16 protein-coding genes and 3 pseudogenes are annotated in these 17,993 nt (G+C 61.1%); 10 read left to right on the forward strand and 9 right to left on the reverse strand.

The features are described from left to right. Positions 1–48: 48 nt before the first annotated feature. The 4 genes from PQR27_RS25200 to PQR27_RS25215 form a co-directional block, all read right to left on the reverse strand. Positions 49–1,473, reverse strand: a complete 1,425-nt coding sequence (locus tag PQR27_RS25200) for an efflux transporter outer membrane subunit (RefSeq protein ID WP_408526352.1) — start codon at positions 1,471–1,473, stop codon at positions 49–51. Further along, a complete protein-coding gene (locus PQR27_RS25205) occupies positions 1,466–2,644 on the reverse strand; it encodes an efflux RND transporter periplasmic adaptor subunit (protein ID WP_408526353.1) in 1,179 nt (392 codons plus the stop codon). Before PQR27_RS25205 ends, PQR27_RS25200 begins: the two co-directional genes overlap by 8 nt. After that, complete coding sequence (locus PQR27_RS25210; protein WP_408526354.1) at positions 2,634–5,828, reverse strand: efflux RND transporter permease subunit; 3,195 nt, start codon at positions 5,826–5,828, stop codon at positions 2,634–2,636. Before PQR27_RS25210 ends, PQR27_RS25205 begins: the two co-directional genes overlap by 11 nt. Positions 5,829–5,904: 76 nt before the next feature. Next, a complete protein-coding gene (locus tag PQR27_RS25215; RefSeq protein ID WP_408526356.1) occupies positions 5,905–7,173 on the reverse strand; it encodes an MFS transporter in 1,269 nt (422 codons plus the stop codon). Positions 7,174–7,316: 143 nt separating this feature from the next. Here PQR27_RS25215 and PQR27_RS25220 point away from each other — a divergent pair, with 143 nt between their 5' ends. The 3 genes and pseudogenes from PQR27_RS25220 to PQR27_RS25230 all read left to right on the forward strand — a co-directional run. Beyond that, entirely contained in the window at positions 7,317–8,237 is a 921-nt protein-coding gene (locus PQR27_RS25220) for a LysR family transcriptional regulator (protein ID WP_408526357.1), read from the forward strand. Between the two features lie 365 nt (positions 8,238–8,602). After that, positions 8,603–9,148 carry an MFS transporter gene (locus PQR27_RS25225; protein WP_408528293.1) on the forward strand — a complete coding sequence of 182 codons (546 nt, stop codon included), beginning with the start codon at positions 8,603–8,605 and terminating at the stop codon, positions 9,146–9,148. 236 nt (positions 9,149–9,384) lie between these two features. Then, positions 9,385–9,609: pseudogene (locus tag PQR27_RS25230) on the forward strand (oxidoreductase); the annotation flags it as partial. On the opposite strand, the gene PQR27_RS25235 reads toward PQR27_RS25230, so the two are convergent. Together PQR27_RS25235 and PQR27_RS25240 are read right to left on the reverse strand one after the other, a co-directional pair. Further along, positions 9,545–10,057, reverse strand: a complete 513-nt coding sequence (locus PQR27_RS25235; protein WP_408526358.1) for a winged helix-turn-helix transcriptional regulator — start codon at positions 10,055–10,057, stop codon at positions 9,545–9,547. The pseudogene PQR27_RS25230 and the gene PQR27_RS25235 overlap by 65 nt on opposite strands. A gap of 255 nt (positions 10,058–10,312) precedes the next feature. After that, positions 10,313–10,624, reverse strand: a complete 312-nt coding sequence (locus PQR27_RS25240) for a hypothetical protein (protein ID WP_408528416.1) — start codon at positions 10,622–10,624, stop codon at positions 10,313–10,315. Here PQR27_RS25240 and PQR27_RS25245 point away from each other — a divergent pair. The 4 genes from PQR27_RS25245 to PQR27_RS25260 all read left to right on the forward strand — a co-directional run bounded on the left by PQR27_RS25245 (position 10,614) and on the right by PQR27_RS25260 (position 12,772). Beyond that, positions 10,614–10,964, forward strand: coding sequence for an isochorismatase family protein (locus PQR27_RS25245; protein WP_408528294.1), 351 nt, complete (start codon positions 10,614–10,616; stop codon positions 10,962–10,964). The two genes, PQR27_RS25240 and PQR27_RS25245, sit on opposite strands and share 11 nt — an antisense overlap. A 131-nt stretch (positions 10,965–11,095) precedes the next feature. Next, positions 11,096–11,560, forward strand: a complete 465-nt coding sequence (locus PQR27_RS25250) for a MaoC family dehydratase (RefSeq protein WP_408526359.1) — start codon at positions 11,096–11,098, stop codon at positions 11,558–11,560. A 94-nt stretch (positions 11,561–11,654) separates the two neighbouring features. Beyond that, the gene (locus PQR27_RS25255) at positions 11,655–12,224 is read left to right on the forward strand and encodes a TetR/AcrR family transcriptional regulator (RefSeq protein ID WP_408526360.1); all 570 of its coding nucleotides are present in this window, start codon (positions 11,655–11,657) and stop codon (positions 12,222–12,224) included. Positions 12,225–12,325: 101 nt separating this feature from the next. Then, positions 12,326–12,772, forward strand: a complete 447-nt coding sequence (locus PQR27_RS25260) for a tautomerase family protein (protein ID WP_408526361.1) — start codon at positions 12,326–12,328, stop codon at positions 12,770–12,772. Positions 12,773–12,962: 190 nt separating this feature from the next. Here PQR27_RS25260 and PQR27_RS25265 read toward each other — a convergent pair. Further along, positions 12,963–13,079, reverse strand: a pseudogene (locus PQR27_RS25265) (LysR family transcriptional regulator); the annotation flags it as partial. A gap of 76 nt (positions 13,080–13,155) precedes the next feature. After that, a complete protein-coding gene (locus tag PQR27_RS25270; protein WP_408526362.1) occupies positions 13,156–14,121 on the reverse strand; it encodes a D-2-hydroxyacid dehydrogenase family protein in 966 nt (321 codons plus the stop codon). A gap of 591 nt (positions 14,122–14,712) precedes the next feature. Between PQR27_RS25270 and PQR27_RS25275 the strand changes: the two are divergent. Next, positions 14,713–15,036: pseudogene (locus PQR27_RS25275) on the forward strand (autotransporter domain-containing protein); the annotation flags it as partial. 181 nt (positions 15,037–15,217) lie between these two features. Here PQR27_RS25275 and PQR27_RS25280 read toward each other — a convergent pair. After that, positions 15,218–16,351 carry an AraC family transcriptional regulator gene (locus PQR27_RS25280; RefSeq protein WP_408526363.1) on the reverse strand — a complete coding sequence of 378 codons (1,134 nt, stop codon included), beginning with the start codon at positions 16,349–16,351 and terminating at the stop codon, positions 15,218–15,220. A gap of 147 nt (positions 16,352–16,498) precedes the next feature. Between PQR27_RS25280 and PQR27_RS25285 the strand changes: the two genes are divergently transcribed. Both PQR27_RS25285 and PQR27_RS25290 read left to right on the forward strand, forming a co-directional pair. Beyond that, positions 16,499–16,933, forward strand: coding sequence for a GFA family protein (locus tag PQR27_RS25285; RefSeq protein WP_408526364.1), 435 nt, complete (start codon positions 16,499–16,501; stop codon positions 16,931–16,933). Positions 16,934–17,056: 123 nt separating this feature from the next. Next, a complete protein-coding gene (locus PQR27_RS25290; protein ID WP_408526365.1) occupies positions 17,057–17,890 on the forward strand; it encodes a class I SAM-dependent methyltransferase in 834 nt (277 codons plus the stop codon). Positions 17,891–17,993 lie beyond the last annotated feature (103 nt).

Raw genomic sequence — 17,993 nt, forward strand, 5'->3', positions numbered from 1 at the left:
GGGTCGCGTGGTGACAGGGGGAGAAGCGCGAGTGCTCCATGCGCGAGTTCAACGGCTTGCCAGGTCATCTCTGGTCCAGCCACCGCCGAGCGCGCGAACGAGGTCTACATTCGCATCCAGCTGCTGCGTTCGAAGCTGGATCACGCTGCGTTCCGATACAAGCGCAGCGGATTGCGCTTCGACCACGTCCAGATAGCTAACCGCGCCACGCCGATAGCGTGCGAGCGAAAGATTGACCGACGTGTCGGCGGCCGTTGCGGCATCTTGCTGCTGGGCTGTTGCAGTGCCCAGATCGGAGAGCAACGAGAGGTCGTCTTCCACTTGCCTGAACGAGGCCAGCACCACACTCCGGTAGCGCGCGCCGGCCTCTGCCGTCGCATCTTTTGCGGAGTCCAGCTGTGCCCGCCGCTTGCCGCCGTCCAGCAGGTACACCGCGAGTGATGGCCCGATCGCCCAATAGGAACTGGGGGCGCTGAGCAGATCCGCGAGCACCGAGCTTTGCACGCCGCCCGACGCGCTGAGTGTCAGAGACGGGAAGTAGGCGGCACGTGCAACGCCAATTCGTGCATTGGCCTCCGCTGTGCGCCGCTCGGCGGCGGCCACATCCGGTCGTCTTTGCAGCAGCGCCGACGGGACACCCACCGGGACAACGGGCAACTGGATTGGATGGGTACTCGCCTCGATGCGGAAGTCAGATGGCGACGCGCCGACCAGCACGGCAATCGCGTGTTCGAGTAGCGCTCGCTTCGCCCTGACCTGGGTGAGGTCCGACTCGGCGGCCGACAACTGGTTGCTTGCACGCGCCACATCCAGACCCGACACGATTCCGGCACCATGCCGGTTGCGAGTCAGATCGAGCGCCTTCTGATAGGCCTCATCCGTGCCCTCGATCAGCTGGATTTGCTGATCGAGGCCGCGCATGTCGATATAGCTACGCGCCAGCTCGATTTCGAGGCTCAACTGTGTCGATGCCAGATCCGCTTTTGCGGCCTGTCCTTCGTCCTTGCTGGCAGCAACGGAATCGCGCACGCGTCCCCAAAGGTCGACTTCGTAGTCGACCTGGAGGCCCAGCGTGGCCGAGTTGTAGTCGGTCGGCCCGGTCGCGCTGCGCAACGGCCGTGTGTCCGACTCGCGCTCACGCTGCACATTGCCGCCAGCGGCTACCTGTGGATAGAGCTGCGAGCTGACCTGCCTGATATACGCCTCAGCCTGCCCGTAGTGAAAGAACGCGGCGCGCAGGTCGGGATTATTCGCGACCAGGCGTTGTTCGAGGTCATCGAGTTCGGGCTCCTGGTAGAGTTTCCACCATCCCGCGCGGTCGAGCTGGTCAGCCGGGCTGGCCGCACTCCACGGTCCCTGAGTCTGGTACTGTGCCGCGACGGGCACATCCGGAACCTCGTAGTGCGGCGCAAGTGAGCACGCGGCAAGCGCCACGGCACTCACGAATGAGGCCAGTGTCCGATAGTTAGCCATGGTGTCCACCCTTGGCCGCGGCGCTGATCACCTGAACGTGATCACCTTCGACCAGACCATCGGGCGGCGTGTCGATCACGCGCTCAGTGCCAGCCAATCCCGAGCCGATATCAACCGCGTTCCCGAGGTCCTGCAGGATCGCAACGGATTTGAACCGGACCGTGTCGTGACCATCGACGGTCGCGAGCCGCAGCCCCTTGTTGTCGAAGATCAGCGCGCTGGCCGGCACCCGCAGCGCGTCGGCACGTGCCGGCAGCGCGAAGTGCAGATTGACGAAGCCGCCCGGGAGCAGGAGATGACCGGGATTGTCGACCAGCAACTGGACGAGCGTCGTTCCCGATGCCGCGTTGACGGAGTCGGCGAGACCTGCCACCGTAGCCGTGAAGCTCTTGCCGGGATACTCCGGGACGGTGAAGGTGCCGGTCCCGCCGGGTTTGATCATCGGCGCATATTCCTGCGGCACGCGCACGTACAGACGCAGTTTATCCACGCTCGATACGGAGAAGAGCTGTGGCCCGGCGCCACCGCCGGCGTTGATCAATGCGCCGACGTCGGTGTCGCGCGCGGTGATCACACCGTCGAACGGTGCGACGATCCTGGCGAAGCCCTTGGTCGCGACCAGCCTGTCGAGATTTGCCTGAGCCGCCGCCACGCGGGCCTGCTTCGCCACATAGCCTTGATTGCGCTCGTCGACCTCCTGATGGGACACGGAATCGGAGTCCAGCAGGCTCTGCCAGCGTTCGGCCGTCGTCCTGGCCAGAGCGGCATCGGCTTTCGCGCTGGCGAGGTCGGCCTTTGCCTGATTCAACTGTTGATCGAGTTCAGGCGTCTCGATCTCGGCGAGCGGTTCACCTGCCCTTACTGGACTGCCGATATCGACACGCCACGATTTGAGGTAGCCGCTGACACGCGCATAGATGGGTGCGCTTTCGAAGGCCTCCAGCCGGCCGGGCAGGTCCAGCGAGCCGCCCGGTGCCTCCCTCGCTGGCATCACGACATTCACGGACGGTATGGCCTGAGTTTCCGTCCAGTCTTTGAGCTGATGCGCATGTTGCAGGCGCAGCGTGATGCCACCCGCAACGATGATGACGGCGAGCGCACCACCAATGATTCCTGCAAACGAAAGCTGGCGTTGCGGCAGCGCCGCACGCGGTGTGGGTTCATACGACATGGATCGAATCTCCGGAAATGGCTGCGGTCGACGTGCGACCCCGACGCGAATGGAACAGGCAAAAGACGGCCGGCACGAGGAACAGCGTGGCGGTGGTCGCGAACAGCAGTCCGCCAATCACCGCGCGGCCCAGCGGCGCGTTCTGCTCGCCGCCTTCGCCGAGTGCGAGCGCCATCGGCGCCATGCCGATGATCATTGACAACGCGGTCATCAGGACCGGACGAAAGCGCGTGGAGCCGGCCTCCAGTGCTGCCTTGAACGCGTCGCCGTGTTCGGCCAGGCGTTCGCGGCAAAAGCTCACCACCAGAATCGCATTGGCTGTTGCAACGCCCATGCACATGATGGCGCCCGTCAGAGCGGGAACCGACAGCGTGGTGTCCGTCGCGAACAGCATCCACACGATGCCGGCCAGCGCGGCGGGCAACGCAGAGACGATCACAAGCGGATCGGTCCATGACTGGAAATTGACAACGATAAGCAGGTAAATCAGCACGACCGCGCCGAGTAGACCGAAGAGCAGGCCGGCGAAGGCGTTGTTCATGGTCTGGACCTGGCCGAGCAGCACGACCTTCGCGCCCTTCGGCAACCCTTTGGCATTGGCGGAAACGATGCGGTGAATATCGGCGGAAACCGCGCCGAGATCGCGCCCCTGGGTCGTCGCGAAGATCTCCACCATCGGCTGGATGTTGTAGTCGCTGACGACTTCATTGCTGGCGGTGCGATGGATACTCGCCACGCCGGCGAGGATCTGTCCATCGTTGGCCGCGGCGCCGGCGCCCGTCAAGGGCAGATTCATTAGGGACGGCAGCGAATCAAGACCGTATTGCGGCGTCTGCACGACAATCGGATATTCAACGCCATTGGCCTGGTTGAGCCAGTAGGTCGGCGCGATCTGCCCCGATCCGGCCAGGTGCACGACCAGACTGTTGGTGACGTCGCGTTCGGTGATGCCCTGAAGCTCCGCGTGGGTCCGGTCGACGTCGATATTGAACTGCGGATTGGCCTGCGATTGCTGAATGCGGGCATCGACCACGCCGGGAATATGCCGGATCTGACGCAGCATCAGGTTCGCGTAGGCAAAGTCGGCCGGCAGATTCTTGCCGCGAATCTGCAGGTCAATCGGTGCGGGCGAGCCGAAGTTCAGGATCTGACCGACGATGTCCGCAGGCGGAAACGAGAACGTGACACCTGGAAAATCGCGCGGCAACTCTTCGCGTAACTTGCGAACGTACTCAGCCGTGGGGTGATGGCCTTCGTTTAGCGAGATCTGGATATCGCCGTCTTGCGAGCCAATCGTTCCCGTGTTGTTGTAGGCCGTATTGATGGAACTGGTTGAAAGTCCCATGTTGTCGACGACGGTGCCGAGCTCGGATCGCGGAATCGTCGCCCGCACGCGGCCTTCCACGTTCGCGAAGATCTCAGCCGTTGTCTCGATACGCGTGCCGACCGGCGCACGCACGTGCAACAGGATCTGGCCGGCGTCGACATCCGGGAAGAAGTTGCGCCCGAGAAACGGCACCAGCGCAAACGATAGTGCAACGAAGCCGAAGAACCCGATGACGAAACCACGACGATGCTTCAATAACAGCTCGAGCATCCCGCTGTAGTTCGAACGAACGCGCTCGAAACCGTGCTCGAAGCCGCGCTGAAACCGTGCCAACGGGTTCGAAGAAGGCCGATGCGCCTGTTCCTCGCCTTGTACGTGGGGCTTCAACAGGTATTTGGCCATCGTGGGCACGAGGGTCCGCGACAGGATGAACGACGAGATCATCGCGAAGATCACCGCTTCTGCCATCGGCACGAACAGGAATTTCGCCACGCCGCTCAGGAAAAACATCGGCACAAAAACGATGCAGATGCAAAGCAACGAAACGAAGGCCGGCGTGACGATCTGTGCGGCGCCATCGAGAATGGCACTCTCGACATCCTTGCCGTGCTCCAGGTGCCAGTTGATGTTCTCGATGGTCACGGTGGCATCGTCGACGAGAATCCCCACCGCGAGCGCGAGTCCTCCGAGCGTCATGATGTTCAGTGTCTCGCCCAAAGCGGACAGGACTGAAATCGACCCAAGAATGGCGAGCGGAATGGACGTCGCGATAATGACGGTTGAGCGCCAGCTGCCCAGAAACAGCAGGATCATGACGCTCGTGAGCAGGGCGGCAATCACCCCCTCGCGGGCGACGCCCGTAATTGCGGAGCGAACGAAGATCGACTGGTCGCCGATCGGATCGATCCGCAGGTCATCCGGCAACGAGGCTTTTGCCTCGATCGCCTTTTCCCTGATCCCGGCGATGATGGCCAACGTGGATGCCGAGCCATTCTTGAACACGGTGAGCAGTACCGAACGCTTGCCTTCCACGTGAACAATGTTCGGTTGTGGCGGACTGCCGTCGGTCACATCGGCCACATCGCGCATATAAACGGTGGTTCCGTTGGCCGATTTGACGGGCATGCCGGCAATCGCGGCGATCGTCGACGGTGCGTCGTTCAACTGCAACGTGTACTCGTAATTGCCGATCTTTTCGGTGCCTACGGGCGTGATGAGATTCTGTGCCGCTAATGCGCTCTGAACGTCTGCGGCAGACAGCCCGCGAGCCTGGAGTTCATGCGGTTTGACGTTGATCTGAACCTGCCGGGTTTTGCCGCCGAACGGAAACGGTATCGCGGCGCCGGCTACCGACGTCAAAGCAGGGCGCAGCTGATTCAGCCCCAGGTCGGCGAGATTCTGCTCGGAGAGGCCCTTTCCGGAAAGCGCGAGCTGGATGACAGGAACTGTCGAGGCGTTGTAATTGAGAACGAACGGCGGGGTCGTCCCTGGCGGCAACTGCTTCAGGATTTCCTGCGAGATCGAGGTGACCTGCGCATTCGCCGTCGCGATGCTGGTGCCCGGCTGGAAGAAAATCTTGACGACGCCGTAGCCGTTAAGAGAGCTTCCTTCGATGTGTTCGACGCCGTTGACCGTCGTGGTCAATACCCGCTGGAACGGGGCCATGATGCGCCCCTCCATCTGGTCCGGCGAGAGTCCCGTGTATTGCCACACCACACTGACAACCGGGATGTCGATGCCGGGAAAGATATCCGTAGGCGTACGAAGCGCAGCCAGAGGGCCGATGATGAGAATGAAAATAGCCAGTACAACGAATGTATAAGGCCTTTTGAGCGCGATGCGAACGATGCCAATCATAAAAATCCCACAATTCAAAGCCGGTGGCAACGCAACGCACAGCGCTTTCCGGCTACCAGATTCGCCGCTACTTACTTCAATCTGGGTTAGATGAGATGCCGCTCGCCTTGACTGGCGTACCGGCATCCGGACTTTGGCGGGCGCCTGTTCTGCCAGGAGCGCCGATGAAGTGGATTGCAGAGGCGACGAGCCCCAGCGCGAGACCAAAGACAACGATGCCCGTCCAGCCGAAGCGGCTCATCAGCCAGCCACTGACCACGGTGCCGACGGCGCCGCCGAAGAAGGTGGCGGTCATATAGAGGCTGTTGATGCGGCCTTGTGCCTTATGATCGACTGCGAAGGCGCGAGTCTGGTTGGATACCAACCCGGCCTGCACGCCGATATCGAGCACGATGACGCCGATCACCAGGAAAGTAAGCGAGGAGTTCGCGCCCGAGAGAAGCAGGTAGGCAAGGGTGACGATGCCGATACTGAGCCCAACGACATGGCGCGCCCCGCGCCGGTCGGAGACATGGCCGCCGAGTGAAGCGGCAAACGCGCCGGCCGCGCCGATAATTCCGAAGCCGCCCGCCCATGCGCTGCCCAGGTGCCACGGTCCGCTGGCGAGGAGCGCCGCCAGATTGACCCAGAAGGCGTTGAAACAGGCCCACAACAGCGCCTGGATAACCATCGATTCACGGATCGGACGATGGTCCCGCGCCAGTGGCCAGAGCGAAGCGAGCAGGCGACCGTAGGAAAGATTCGTCGAGGGCACACCGCGCGGCAGCAGCGTCGCCGCAGCGATCCAGACCGGCACCATGAACGCCGCTTCCACCCCGTAGACCGCGCGCCAGCCGTAGGCTGCGCCGACCACGCCGGCGATCGTGCGACCGACCAGGATGCCGACCATAATGCCGCTGACGACCGTGCCAACCGAACGCCCTCGCTGGTGCGGCGGCGACATGACAGCCGCGAAGGGCACGAGTTGCTGTGGCACGCAACTGACCATGCCAAGACCAAAGGAAGCCGCGATCAGCGCCCAGATGCCGGGCGCGAATGCCGCCGCCAGGGCGAAAATGAAGGCGAGGGCGATCTGACCGAGCACGAGCTTGCGCCGGTCGAAGCGGTCGCCAGCCGGCAAAAGGAACGCAAGCCCGGTCGAGAAGCCGAGCAGCGCCGCAGCGGCGACGAGATCGACCGTCGTCAGATCGACCCTCAGGCCTGCTTTGATCAGCGGCAGGATCGGCTGGATGCAATAGACGTTGGTGATCACCGCGCCGGCGATGATCGCCATCATGACGATCTTGCCGCGCGACACTGACGCGGGTGCAGGTGGACTAACGGGTGTGGTGGGCAGGCCGCTCACGGCATTCTCCTTTCATTTCGGTCTCGCCGGTATCCGCAGCGACATGCTGCGATCCACGATTCGATTCCGAACGTTACGCGCTTGCATTTATAAAGAGAATCCATCACGATCAAGAATCATCCTTCCATTATTTGATAGGCTCCATGAATCGCCTTGAATCCATGTCTATCCTTGTGGCTGTCGTTGATTCGGGCAGTCTGTCGGCCGCCGCGCGCCGCCTCGGCTTGCCGCTGGCAACGGTCAGCCGCAAGGTTGGGGAACTGGAATCGCATCTGAAGACGCGTCTGCTTCACCGTACGACGCGACAACTTTCGTTGACGGAAGCGGGGAGTTCATACGTGGCCGCCTGCCGGCGCATTCTCGAAGAAATTGGCGAAGCCGAGCGCGCTGCGACGGGTGAATACGCCGCGCCTAAAGGCGAGCTCGTGGTCACCGCGCCCGTCGCTTTCGGGCGCTTGCACGTCGTGCCGGTGGTTGCGGAATTTCTCGCGCACTATCCGGAGATCGACGTCAACCTCGTGCTCACGGATCGCGTCGTGCATCTGATGGACGAGCACGCCGACGTCGCGGTCCGGATTGGCGAGTTGCCCGATAGCACGCTGATGGCGATGGGAGTCGGAACTGTCCGCCGGGTCATATGTGCAAGTCCCGACTATCTGGCAACGCATGACACGCCGACCAGACCACGCGATCTCGCCGGGCATGAGTGCATTACCTTCGAGGTCCTCGCGTCCAAGCGCGCATGGGTGTTCGGGTCCGGCAAGTCAGAGCTGTCCGTACCCGTTCGTTCACGGCTTGCCGTCAATACGGCGGAGGCAGCCATCGCGGCCGCGATTCTCGGGGTTGGACTGGTCCGCGTGCTGTCTTACCAGGTCGCAGACGCTATACGTGACAACGCACTTTGCGTGGTGCTCGACACGTTTGAGTCCGCGCCATTGCCCATCAGTCTCGTGCATAAAGGACAAGCGCCGCTGCCGTTGAAGTTGCGTGCTTTCCTCGACTTCGTGACGCCACGATTACGCGCGCGGACTTCGCGTGAGCTCGGCGAAGGCGGGACGGGTTGAGGGTTGAGGTGGGTGGAACCGGATCGCGGATGCTCACGAGCTCGCGCGTGGTGCTCGCGGTGCCAACCGTGTAGCCATGCGCAACAACATAGCGGCGACCATGATCGCGGCGGGAACAAGATAACATCTACTTCGATTGGTTCGCCCTCGTTGATTCGGTGGAGCGCCTGACGGCCGGGCACCCCAACGAGATGTTCAGCTGCTACGCGGACCAAACCCCGAGTAGGAGCGTAACTGGCTGATCTGCGGCGGAGCCAGGAATCCAGACTTCACCAGCGGAAGCGCTGACAGAAGCTGGTTCAGATGGTTTTCATCATCTGCTTCCGAAATCATGCAGGCACGGACTGCTGCGCATCTCCGCCGTGATGGGTTTTCTGGTGTTTGCCGCGTTCAGCGCGCTCTGGGCGACACTCGCCGCGCTGCTCGTGCGGCCGCCTTACCACTTCGGTCCTGCCGCCATCGGTGCATTCGGGCTCGTCGGGATCGTCGGCCTTTTGGTATCGGCGCAGCTCGGCGCGATCGTCGATCGGATTGGCGCCCGCAAGATCGCTTCAGCCGGTGCGCTGACGGTCGTCGTGGCGTTCGTGTTCGTGGCAGCGGGCGGGCGGAGTCTGGCATGGCTTGTCGTCGGCATGGTGCTGCTGGACCTCGGCAACCGCGCGACCTTTATCGCCAACCAGGCCCGGATCTACGCGCTGCGACCCGAGGCCCGCAGCCGCCTGAATACCGTCTACATGGTTTCGTACTTTCCTGGCGGCGCATTGGGGGCAGCGCTCGGTGGCGTTGGTGCGCTGCATGCCGCCTGGATCGGGCTCGCCGTGGTTGGCGTGTTGCTTGCGCTTGCTGCTGGGGCAGTCAATTCCCTCGCTTACCGGCGACAGGGTTCAGCCTTCGCCGGCGGGCAGACTTAAGTTGGAAAGCGAGGGCAACCGACGCCCGTCCTCAATGGCTGCGACACCCCGCACGCCGATGGAAGCAATCTGCACAGGAGAACCTGATGACGTTCAAGGCACTGCTTGCGAAGATGTCGCATGATGCGATTTCGACGCGCATCATCCAGATGGATGAGAGAGAGCTCATGCCCGGAGACCTGACCATCGCGGTCGAGTACTCGACCGTGAACTTCAAGGACGCACTGGCCATCAGCGGAGACTGCGTCGGTCATCGCACGCTGGCGAATGTGCTCGCCCAGACGCAGTACCGCGGCGTGGTGGCCGCCTGCGGCCTGGCGCAAGGTCCGAGCCTGCCTGGATCGGTGCTGCCCTTCATCCGACGCAATGTCAGCCTCGCGGGCATCGATTCGCTGATCATTCAACGCGGGCCTTCGCCGCCTTATACGCTTCGCGCCGCCTCTCACGCTCGGTTGCAAAGGTTTCACTCAGGATAGCATCGAGGTCACTCCGCTCTACATATTCGCCACACACGGGGCAGACATAGTCGAGTCCCACCTCGTGGCCACACTTGCGATGCGTGAACCGTACCGCCACTTCTTCGCCTCTGCTCTTGCACCAGGTCTCACCCCAGGTGCGTAGCGTCTGGATCACCGGATAGAACGCCTTGCCTTTCTCCGTGAGACGGTACTCATGGCGCAAGGGTTTTTTTTGATAGGGATGGCGCTCGACCATGCCGTCTGCCTCAAGTGATTTCAGGCGCGTCGCCAGCATCTGGGGCGTCGCCTCAGTCTGGATCAGGATTTCCTCGAACCTGGTCGCGCCCATGTACATTTCGCGCAGGACCAGCAAGGTCCACCTGTCACCGACAACTTCGCTCGATCGAGCAACCGGGCACACGGTGGATGCCGATTTTTCTCTGCGATTCATTTCGCCTCCGTGTAACTACGTTTTTCATAGTATCACAGTCGGCTGATGGGTGAACGGAGAGACAAACGATGGTCTTAATCCACACGTAAAGCCCCACGGATGCTATGGAATTCATGCGGATCTTTTTACTATGAAGTTCATATTTGTAATTGGTTGGTGAGGCATTGAGGCGCGCGAAATCGCGCAGATGAACTGCGCAGCCGTGGGCCGGTTGCGACATGCCGCGCCCGAATCCGCATCCTGGAGAACATCATGTCAGACACTGCCTGTCGCGTCGAACACACCGGCCTTTTGCTGGTCGATCCGTACAACGATTTCCTGTCGCATGGCGGCAAGGTCTTTCCAATAATCGAGGCGGTCGCGAATGACGTCCGGCTTCTCGACAATTTGCGCGCAACCGTCGGCGCCGCCCGCGAAGCCGGCATTCAGGTCTTCTATGTACCGCATCGTCGCTGGCGGCCAGGCGATTACGAAGGCTGGGACCATCCGAATCCGACGCAGCTCATCGTACAAAATCTCGCACGTCATTGCCGTTGGCCTGCTCGCCAACACCTGCATCGAATCCACCGCACGATTTGCGATGGAACTCGGCTATCACGTGACGCTCGTACGCGATGCGACGGCAGCATTTTCGCCAGAAATGATGCGTGCCGCTCACGAGCTGAACGGCCCCACGTTTGCGCATTCGATCGTGTCGACGGCCGAGTTGCTGGCCGCGCTGCCGGCGTGGTGCAGTACGTACGATGAAATTCACCGGCAACCTGATCATCGGTGCACAGGGCTTGCGCTTCGGGCACGCCTATTCGTGAAGGTGGCCGCGCAGCCATCCCGCGGTGAGACGCTGCCGCCGATTGCGTACATGGCGTTCGAATCTGTTCCCCCCGCGTGTCCGAATTTCCACCAATAGCGTCTGCCGCTCGCGCCGACGACGATTGGCATCACTTGTTATAAATAAATGTTGGTGGTAATTTATTCCATCCACGCCTCGCCGCGTTTGGCAGGGTCCACAATGAAATGGATAGCTGACTGGAGTGCAACATGAACGGAAACAGCCCCGGCAAGGCAGGGCTCATTTATCTGGACGATCTCACCGTAGGGTTGGTGTTCGAGAGTACGGAACACCAGCTTGACGCTGAGCAGATACGCGAATTCGCGGAGCGTTTCGACCCCCAGCCGTTTCATCTGAGCGAAGAGACCGCGCGGGAAACGTTCTTTGCCGGGCTTGCGGCAAGTGGATGGCATACGGCGGCGATCACGATGAAACTTCTCGTGCAAAGCCTGCCGCTGGCGGGCGGAGTCATTGGGGCGGGGAGCGAGATCACCTGGCCGCATCCGACGCGTCCGGGCGACGTGCTGCACGTAGTCAGCACGATCATGGAGATTGCGCCATCAAGGTCCAGACCGGACAGGGGAATCGTGACGGTGCAGAGCGACACGCTGAACCAGCACGGCGATTTGTGTCAGCGCTCTGTTGCCCGCCTGCTTGCGTTCAGGCGCAGCTAGCTGTTTGCATGTAAGATAAAGGTTGTACAACATCTAACGTGAACAGGCAGGACGCCTGTTTCCCACGGTTTGTCTCGCAACAGGAGGTGTTTTCGTGGGACGTTCAAATCGCGAGCAGGCGGACATGAACCGGCAGCGGATCGTCGATCAGGCCGATGCGGCCGTGCGCGGCGGTGGAGTCGCTGCCGTCAGCATCTCAGAGATCATGGCGCGCGCAGGCATGACGCAGGGCGGCTTCTACAACCACTTCGAATCGAAGGATGCGTTGATCGCAGAAGCGTGCTCGGCCGGATTTGCGCGATCGGTGCAGAAGTGGAAAACCAGGGCGCATGCGAAAGGACAGCCGGTCGTGGGCGCGTTGAAGCGGCTCGCCACGTACTACCTTGCAAGGAGGCCGGTCGAACAGAGTTGCCCGATGGTCGCGCTCGGACAGGACGCAGCTCCGCATCACGCGAGCGCGGCACTGAACGACGCTTATCGCGAGGGTGTCAAGAACCTGTTCGCCACCTTCAAGGACATCGCTCGCTCGGATCCTTCGTGCGCGCTGTCTGATGAAGAGATGACTGCCGCGTTTGCGGCGATGGTCGGTGCGAACATGCTTTTTCGGGCCACCGGTGAAAAAAAATGGGCTGCTGGAGTCGAGCAGACATTCTTCGATTCGTGAGAGCGTGTATATGCATCTACGCATCATCCGCGTTCTGAAAATTTGGTGATCTTCGGCGGATCACCTCTCGATGAATTTACTATCTTTTCGGAGACAGAAAGATGCCTACCTATATCGTGTCCGCGACCCAGAATTTTTTGACGGTTGATCAGAAGAAGAGGGTGGCGAAGGAAATTACTCGCGCTCATAGCGAAGCGACTGGCGCACAGGGCTTCTTCGCCCAGGTCATTTTCAACGAGATCCCGCGCGGCTCGCACTTTATGGGGGGTGTACAGATTGAAACCGATCAGGTGTACGTACATGGACATGTGCGGACGGGACGCACGGAGGAACAGAAGAGGCGCCTTCTCGACGACCTGGTGGAATCAGTGCGGATGATTACCGGCCTGGAAAAGCGCTACCTGTGGGCCTACGTCTCCGAATTGCCGCCGTCGAATATGGTCGAGTACGGACAGGTGCTTCCGAGACCAGGGGCCGAATCGGAATGGCTCGCGGCATTGCCAGCGGATGATCGGGACTACCTGCTCGGTCTTGGCAATGCCCTGTAACACGCTGTTTCGAAATGACTGCAAAGCCACCTGGCGGGAGACATCCTCTGACGAAGACAACCGGTGGAAGCGGTGGGCAGGAGGGGACCTGGGTCCGTTGCCACATGAATCAGGGCTGACGATTTTCTGGAGGTTCTGCTAGCGCAACGCGCTCGATCCGCAAGATATACGCGACTATTTCGGCGCGACCGGTCAGCCGTTTGCTGACAGCGGGGGCAGCAATGTGCTCCCGTTCGGCGACGGCCGCTATCGTGCCTTCTTCGACGACGCGTACGAACAGCTTGAGCGACAGTGGATCGAGCTTCAATGGTTGCCCCAGCTTCAACGAGCGATACAAGCCGCCTGCCTGGCTCAACGCCGCAAGTCGGGGCGCGCGCGACGCGTTATGTGTTGTGCCCCGGTTTCGCCTGATCGAGCCATTCAACGATGTTTCGCACGGTATCGCCATAGAAGGTTTGATACAACTCGCGCGTCACATAGCCGATGTGCGGCGTCGCCAGCACGTTGGGCTGTGAGCGCAGCGGATCGGCGAGTTCGAGTGGCTCAGTGTCGTACACGTCGATGGCTGCACCAGCGATTTGCCCGCTGTTCAACGCAGAGCGCAGTGCGTTGGTGTCCACAATCGGGCCGCGCGATGTGTTGATGATGCGGCTCGTCGGCTTCATGCTGGCCAGTTCAGCAGCGCCGACAAGGCCGTGCGTGCGTTCGCTCAGACGGACATGGACCGACAGGAAATCCGACGTGGAGAAGAGGGTGTTTTTATCGACCCGCTGCACGCCTTTCGATTGCGCGCGTTCTTCCGTAAGATTCTCGCTCCACGCGATCACGTTCATCCTGAACGCGCGGCCGATGATTCCGACGGCTGAGCCGACACGACCCAGCCCAAGCAGCCCGAGCGTCTTGCCGGCGAGTTCCGTGCCGAGCGTGCGTTGCCAGCCGCCTTCACGCAAGGACCGATTTTCGGTTGTGACGTTACGCGCCATTGACAGAATCATCGACCACGTGAATTCGATGGTCGGCGTGGACGAGTAGCCGGTGTGCGTTACTGTGATGCCGCGTTGCCCGGCCGCGTCGGTGTCGATCGCCGCATTGGCTGCACCGGTCGACGCGATGAGTTTGAGATTCGGCAGACTGTCGATGATTTCGCGCGTGAGCGGCGTGCGTTCACGCATCACGCAGACCACGTCGAAAGGCGTCAGACGCTCGATGATCTGCGCCGTGTCCGCGAGGTGATCGTTAAAGACGGTGATCTCCGAGCGGTCCTTCAGTGGGGACCAGTCGGCCGAGGCGAGTGCGACGTTCTGGTAGTCATCGAGAATCGCGATTCTGACGCGGGAAGGCAAAGGCATGCTCCACTCCTTTAAGCGGAAAGACAGACACCAAAGTCTACTCGTCGGCGCGCAATCCTGCCGTTGCTTGCGCTAAGGTATGCGGGCGTTGCCAAGCTAATGATCCCGATTGTAGATGGAATAAATTCTTCAGTTGGTCTGTGGCCGCAACGGAGGCTGTGACGTGCCTGCCGCAGTCAGCCATAGCTCGAGGTCTGTGTCGGACCCGGTTCCGCCGTGAAGGGGCATTGGGCTGCGGGCGAGAATTGGTGACAATCGAGCAGAGGCCTGGTGCCGCGTTCCACTCATTCATCTGCCCATGACGCCACAAAACTCTCGCCGCACAAAACGCCCGAACTTGTGCCTGGTCAGATTTTCGCGGGTGATCAAGATAGAACGCCGACGATTTCTTCGGATTCTTCAATTCGTAAGTCCGGCGCGCCCGTCACCATCAACGTGAACCAGGGCGCGACGGTCTCAGGCGGCACCGATTTCTATCACGGCGGCGATGGCACGGCCGCGGGCATTCAGATATTCGACGGCTATTACAATGCCAACGGACCCGCGAACAATCCGGCCAACCTGGTCAACGTGAACGGCGTCGTTACCTCGGTGGATGGGGCCAACGGTTCAGCTGTTTTCAGCTACTCCACGCGCAACGTCACGCTGCCGGGCTACGCGGCCCAGGCTAACGGCGACTTCAATACCTACGAAGCCGGCTTGCACTCCCGCATCGCGTACACGATTGCGTTGAGCGAGTGGTACATGAAGCCCTATATAGATGTGCACCTCGTCCACTTTCATACGGGCGGTTATACGGAGCAGGGCGCGGGCGCGCTGGATCTCGCGGTGAGCAGCTCAAATGCGACGACGCTGTCCGTCTCGCCGATGTTCGAAGTGGGCGGTCGATGGCCGCGCCGCACTGTCGGCTCTCAAATGTCCATCCGCATTACAGGGGTGGGTGCCGCTGTCGCGAACGCGGTCTTCAATGCCACAGGAAAGCGAATTCGCGATCTTCCCATCACCTTGGACAAGATGATTCGTCCGCCTGAAGACGGACGCGAAGGTCTGAGGTGGTATGAGCGAGAAGTCGAGCGCGTGCTGACGTGGCGACGCGCTACGCGTTCGGGCTCTGGGGAACCGGATCCAACGGCTTGGCCCCGCAAGCTGCAACGGAAGCAGAGCGGTCCTGCGACATGTCCCCTGAACAGATCGTGTCGTGGTCGGGCGAAAAATCATCGAGATTGTTTGCATCAGGCAACGTCTCCGAGCTATCTGCCGGCGCCTGATTGCGTCGCCAACTGGCGGGTGGCATGCCAAATTCCCGTTTGAAAGCGCGGTTAAACGCTGCCTCCGACTCATAACCAACATGCTGTCCTACAGCCGCAACTGAGCGCGTCCCGCTGCGTAACTCCTGCGCCGCTAATTGCAGACGCCATCGCGCCAGATATTGCATTGGCGGCTGGCCAATCAGTTGCGTGAAGCGTTGCGCCAGCGCCGAACGCGACAGGCCTACCTTGCGGGCGAGTTCGTCGACCGTCCAGTTGTGCGCAGACTGGGCATGCAGCAGGGCGAGTGCGCGACCCACGAAGCGGTCGCTGACACCCGCGAGCCAGCCCTTGCGGTCATCAGGCAGCGCGTCGATGCAGCGGCGCACGGCTTCCACAAAAAGCAGTTCCGAAAGCCGCGCGAGCACGATTGCGCTGCCCACGCGCCATTCGGCCGCTTCAGCCGCCGCCAGCTTGAGCGATGACTCGAGCCATGCCGATTGCGGATCGTTGCGCATGTCCACCTTGAAGATACGCGGCAGCGCCGAGAGTACCGGGTTGGTCAACGTATCGTCGCAGGCAAGAAAGCCGCAAATGAGACGCGTATGTGCGCCGCCACCGCCGTAACTCAACTCCATTACCTCACCCGGCGCCATTTTCATGTATCTCGACAGCATGTCGTCGGCGGGGGCGGGAGCAAGTTCGAGCGAGCTACCCATCAGGTGCGCTTCGCCTTGCGGCACGACGAGAAGTTCGCCCGCTTCCAGGTGGATCGTTGAAGAGGGATCGTCGACGAGCCTCGCGCGGCAACTTCCTTCCGTGATGAGGTGATACGAGACGATGCGTTCGGCGCGCGGCAAAAAAGTCGCGCACAACTCCTGGGTCACTTCGCCTACCACGCACCAGGGTGCCGTGAAGTCACCATTTAGATAAACCGCTCCGCCCAGACGCACGAAACGGAGCACATCAGAAAGAGCATCCATAAACCCGCCCGTCCATTTCGGCGTCCTGCGCAAAACATCTGGACGCCTGGTCATTCACCAATACTACTTGCGTCCCGATACTAGCACTCATGGAAATGCGCAACAACGGACCGTCTGGCGATCCGGATACCGCATCAGGAGGCCAACATGAATCAGACGAAGACCTATAGAGGGCAATGCTTTTGCGGGGCCGTGCAATTTACTGTGAGCGGGAAACCCGCCGGCATGGGCTATTGCCATTGCGAGTCCTGCCGCCATTGGTCGGGCGGCCCCATCAACGCGTTCACGCTGTGGAGGCCGGATGCGTTGTGCGTGACGTGCGGCGCAAATGATATCGGCACTTACAACAAGACGTTGCACAGTTACCGTAAGTGGTGTCGGGCCTGCGGTGGACATCTCTTTACGGAGCATCCGGGTCTCGGTCTCATTGATGTGTACGCCGGAGTCCTGGAGGAGTTCCCCTATGAAGCTGGCGTACACGTTCACTACCCCGAAGCCGTGTTTCCCGTGAGCGACGGTCTGCCGAAGCTGAAGGACCTGCCACGCGAAATGGGTGGTTCGGGCATCAGCGTCGCTGAATAGCCATCGCATGAAAGATCAGATTGCGATTTGCCCGATCGTCGCGCGGGCATGATTGCAGTGCAATTTCGCGGCGCTATCAGAACGGGTAGCAAATCGCTGCCTGTGGCCTCTCAGGAGAGTTTCATGTCCGCTGTTGATTCCTCTCTCTCGCCCGTCTCAGACTTCGCCGCCGTCAAAGTCCGTCAGCAAGCCGCGTGGTCGACGGGCAACTATGCTGTCGTCGGCACCACACTGCAGATCGTCGGAGAACATCTTTGCGAGACGCTTGACTTGCGCGCCGGTAGCCGCGTGCTCGACGTTGCAGCAGGCAACGGCAACGCGACCCTTGCGGCCGCGCGCCGCTGGTGCGACGTTGTTTCGATCGATTACGTGCCCTCACTGCTGGAGTCAGGACGTGCGCGTGCTCAAGCCGAAGGGCTGCCGGTGGTGTTTGAGGAAGCGGACGCCGAAGCGCTGCCGTACGCGGATGCCTCGTTCGACGTCGTGATGTCGACGTTCGGTGTGATGTTCACTCCAGATCAGGAGAAGGCAGCAGCGGAACTTGCACGTGTATGCAAACCGGGTGGTCGAATCGGACTTGCCAACTGGACACCGGAGAGCTTCATCGGGCAGGTGTTCAAAATGATCGGCAAGTACATGCCTCCAGCACCGGGCATAGTGTCACCCGCGCTCTGGGGCACGAAGGCGCGGCTGGAAGCGCTGTTCGCGGGAAATGCTTGGGATATCGTGACGGCCAGCCGCCATTTCACGTTTCGCTACCGTTCGCCGGCACACTTCATGGAGGTATTTCGCGCGTACTACGGGCCGATGAACAAGGCGTTTGCTGCACTTGACGGTGATCGGCAGGCGGCGCTGCTCAGTGATTTGATGACACTAATCGAGAGTCGCAACCGGTCGGGCGACGCAACGCTCGTTCTGCCGAGCGAGTATCTCGAAGTCGTGGTGGAACGATCGTGAACGGACCCGGGCGCAGAGTCCGCATGTTAGTGAGCGTTGGCGTGCGCCTGTGGAGTCCGGTCTGGCTGATTGGCCTTCGTCACCGATCGGTGCTTGTCGCCCT

The organism is Paraburkholderia fungorum (assembly GCF_046027215.1).
GTDB classification, from domain to species: Bacteria; Pseudomonadota; Gammaproteobacteria; order Burkholderiales; family Burkholderiaceae; genus Paraburkholderia; species Paraburkholderia fungorum_D.

What these genes read in the sequence shown, in the direction of transcription:
- PQR27_RS25235 (WP_408526358.1), bottom strand. Translation starts at nt 10,057, where the DNA reads ATGAATCGCAGAGAAAAATCGGCATCCACCGTGTGCCCGGTTGCTCGA.
- PQR27_RS25285 (WP_408526364.1), top strand. Translation starts at nt 16,499, where the DNA reads ATGAATCAGACGAAGACCTATAGAGGGCAATGCTTTTGCGGGGCCGTG.
- PQR27_RS25280 (WP_408526363.1), bottom strand. Translation starts at nt 16,351, where the DNA reads ATGGATGCTCTTTCTGATGTGCTCCGTTTCGTGCGTCTGGGCGGAGCG.
- PQR27_RS25260 (WP_408526361.1), top strand. Translation starts at nt 12,326, where the DNA reads ATGCCTACCTATATCGTGTCCGCGACCCAGAATTTTTTGACGGTTGAT.
- PQR27_RS25205 (WP_408526353.1), bottom strand. Translation starts at nt 2,644, where the DNA reads ATGTCGTATGAACCCACACCGCGTGCGGCGCTGCCGCAACGCCAGCTT.
- PQR27_RS25210 (WP_408526354.1), bottom strand. Translation starts at nt 5,828, where the DNA reads ATGATTGGCATCGTTCGCATCGCGCTCAAAAGGCCTTATACATTCGTT.
- PQR27_RS25270 (WP_408526362.1), bottom strand. Translation starts at nt 14,121, where the DNA reads ATGCCTTTGCCTTCCCGCGTCAGAATCGCGATTCTCGATGACTACCAG.
- PQR27_RS25250 (WP_408526359.1), top strand. Translation starts at nt 11,096, where the DNA reads ATGAACGGAAACAGCCCCGGCAAGGCAGGGCTCATTTATCTGGACGAT.
- PQR27_RS25220 (WP_408526357.1), top strand. Translation starts at nt 7,317, where the DNA reads ATGAATCGCCTTGAATCCATGTCTATCCTTGTGGCTGTCGTTGATTCG.
- PQR27_RS25290 (WP_408526365.1), top strand. Translation starts at nt 17,057, where the DNA reads ATGTCCGCTGTTGATTCCTCTCTCTCGCCCGTCTCAGACTTCGCCGCC.
- PQR27_RS25225 (WP_408528293.1), top strand. Translation starts at nt 8,603, where the DNA reads ATGGGTTTTCTGGTGTTTGCCGCGTTCAGCGCGCTCTGGGCGACACTC.
- PQR27_RS25200 (WP_408526352.1), bottom strand. Translation starts at nt 1,473, where the DNA reads ATGGCTAACTATCGGACACTGGCCTCATTCGTGAGTGCCGTGGCGCTT.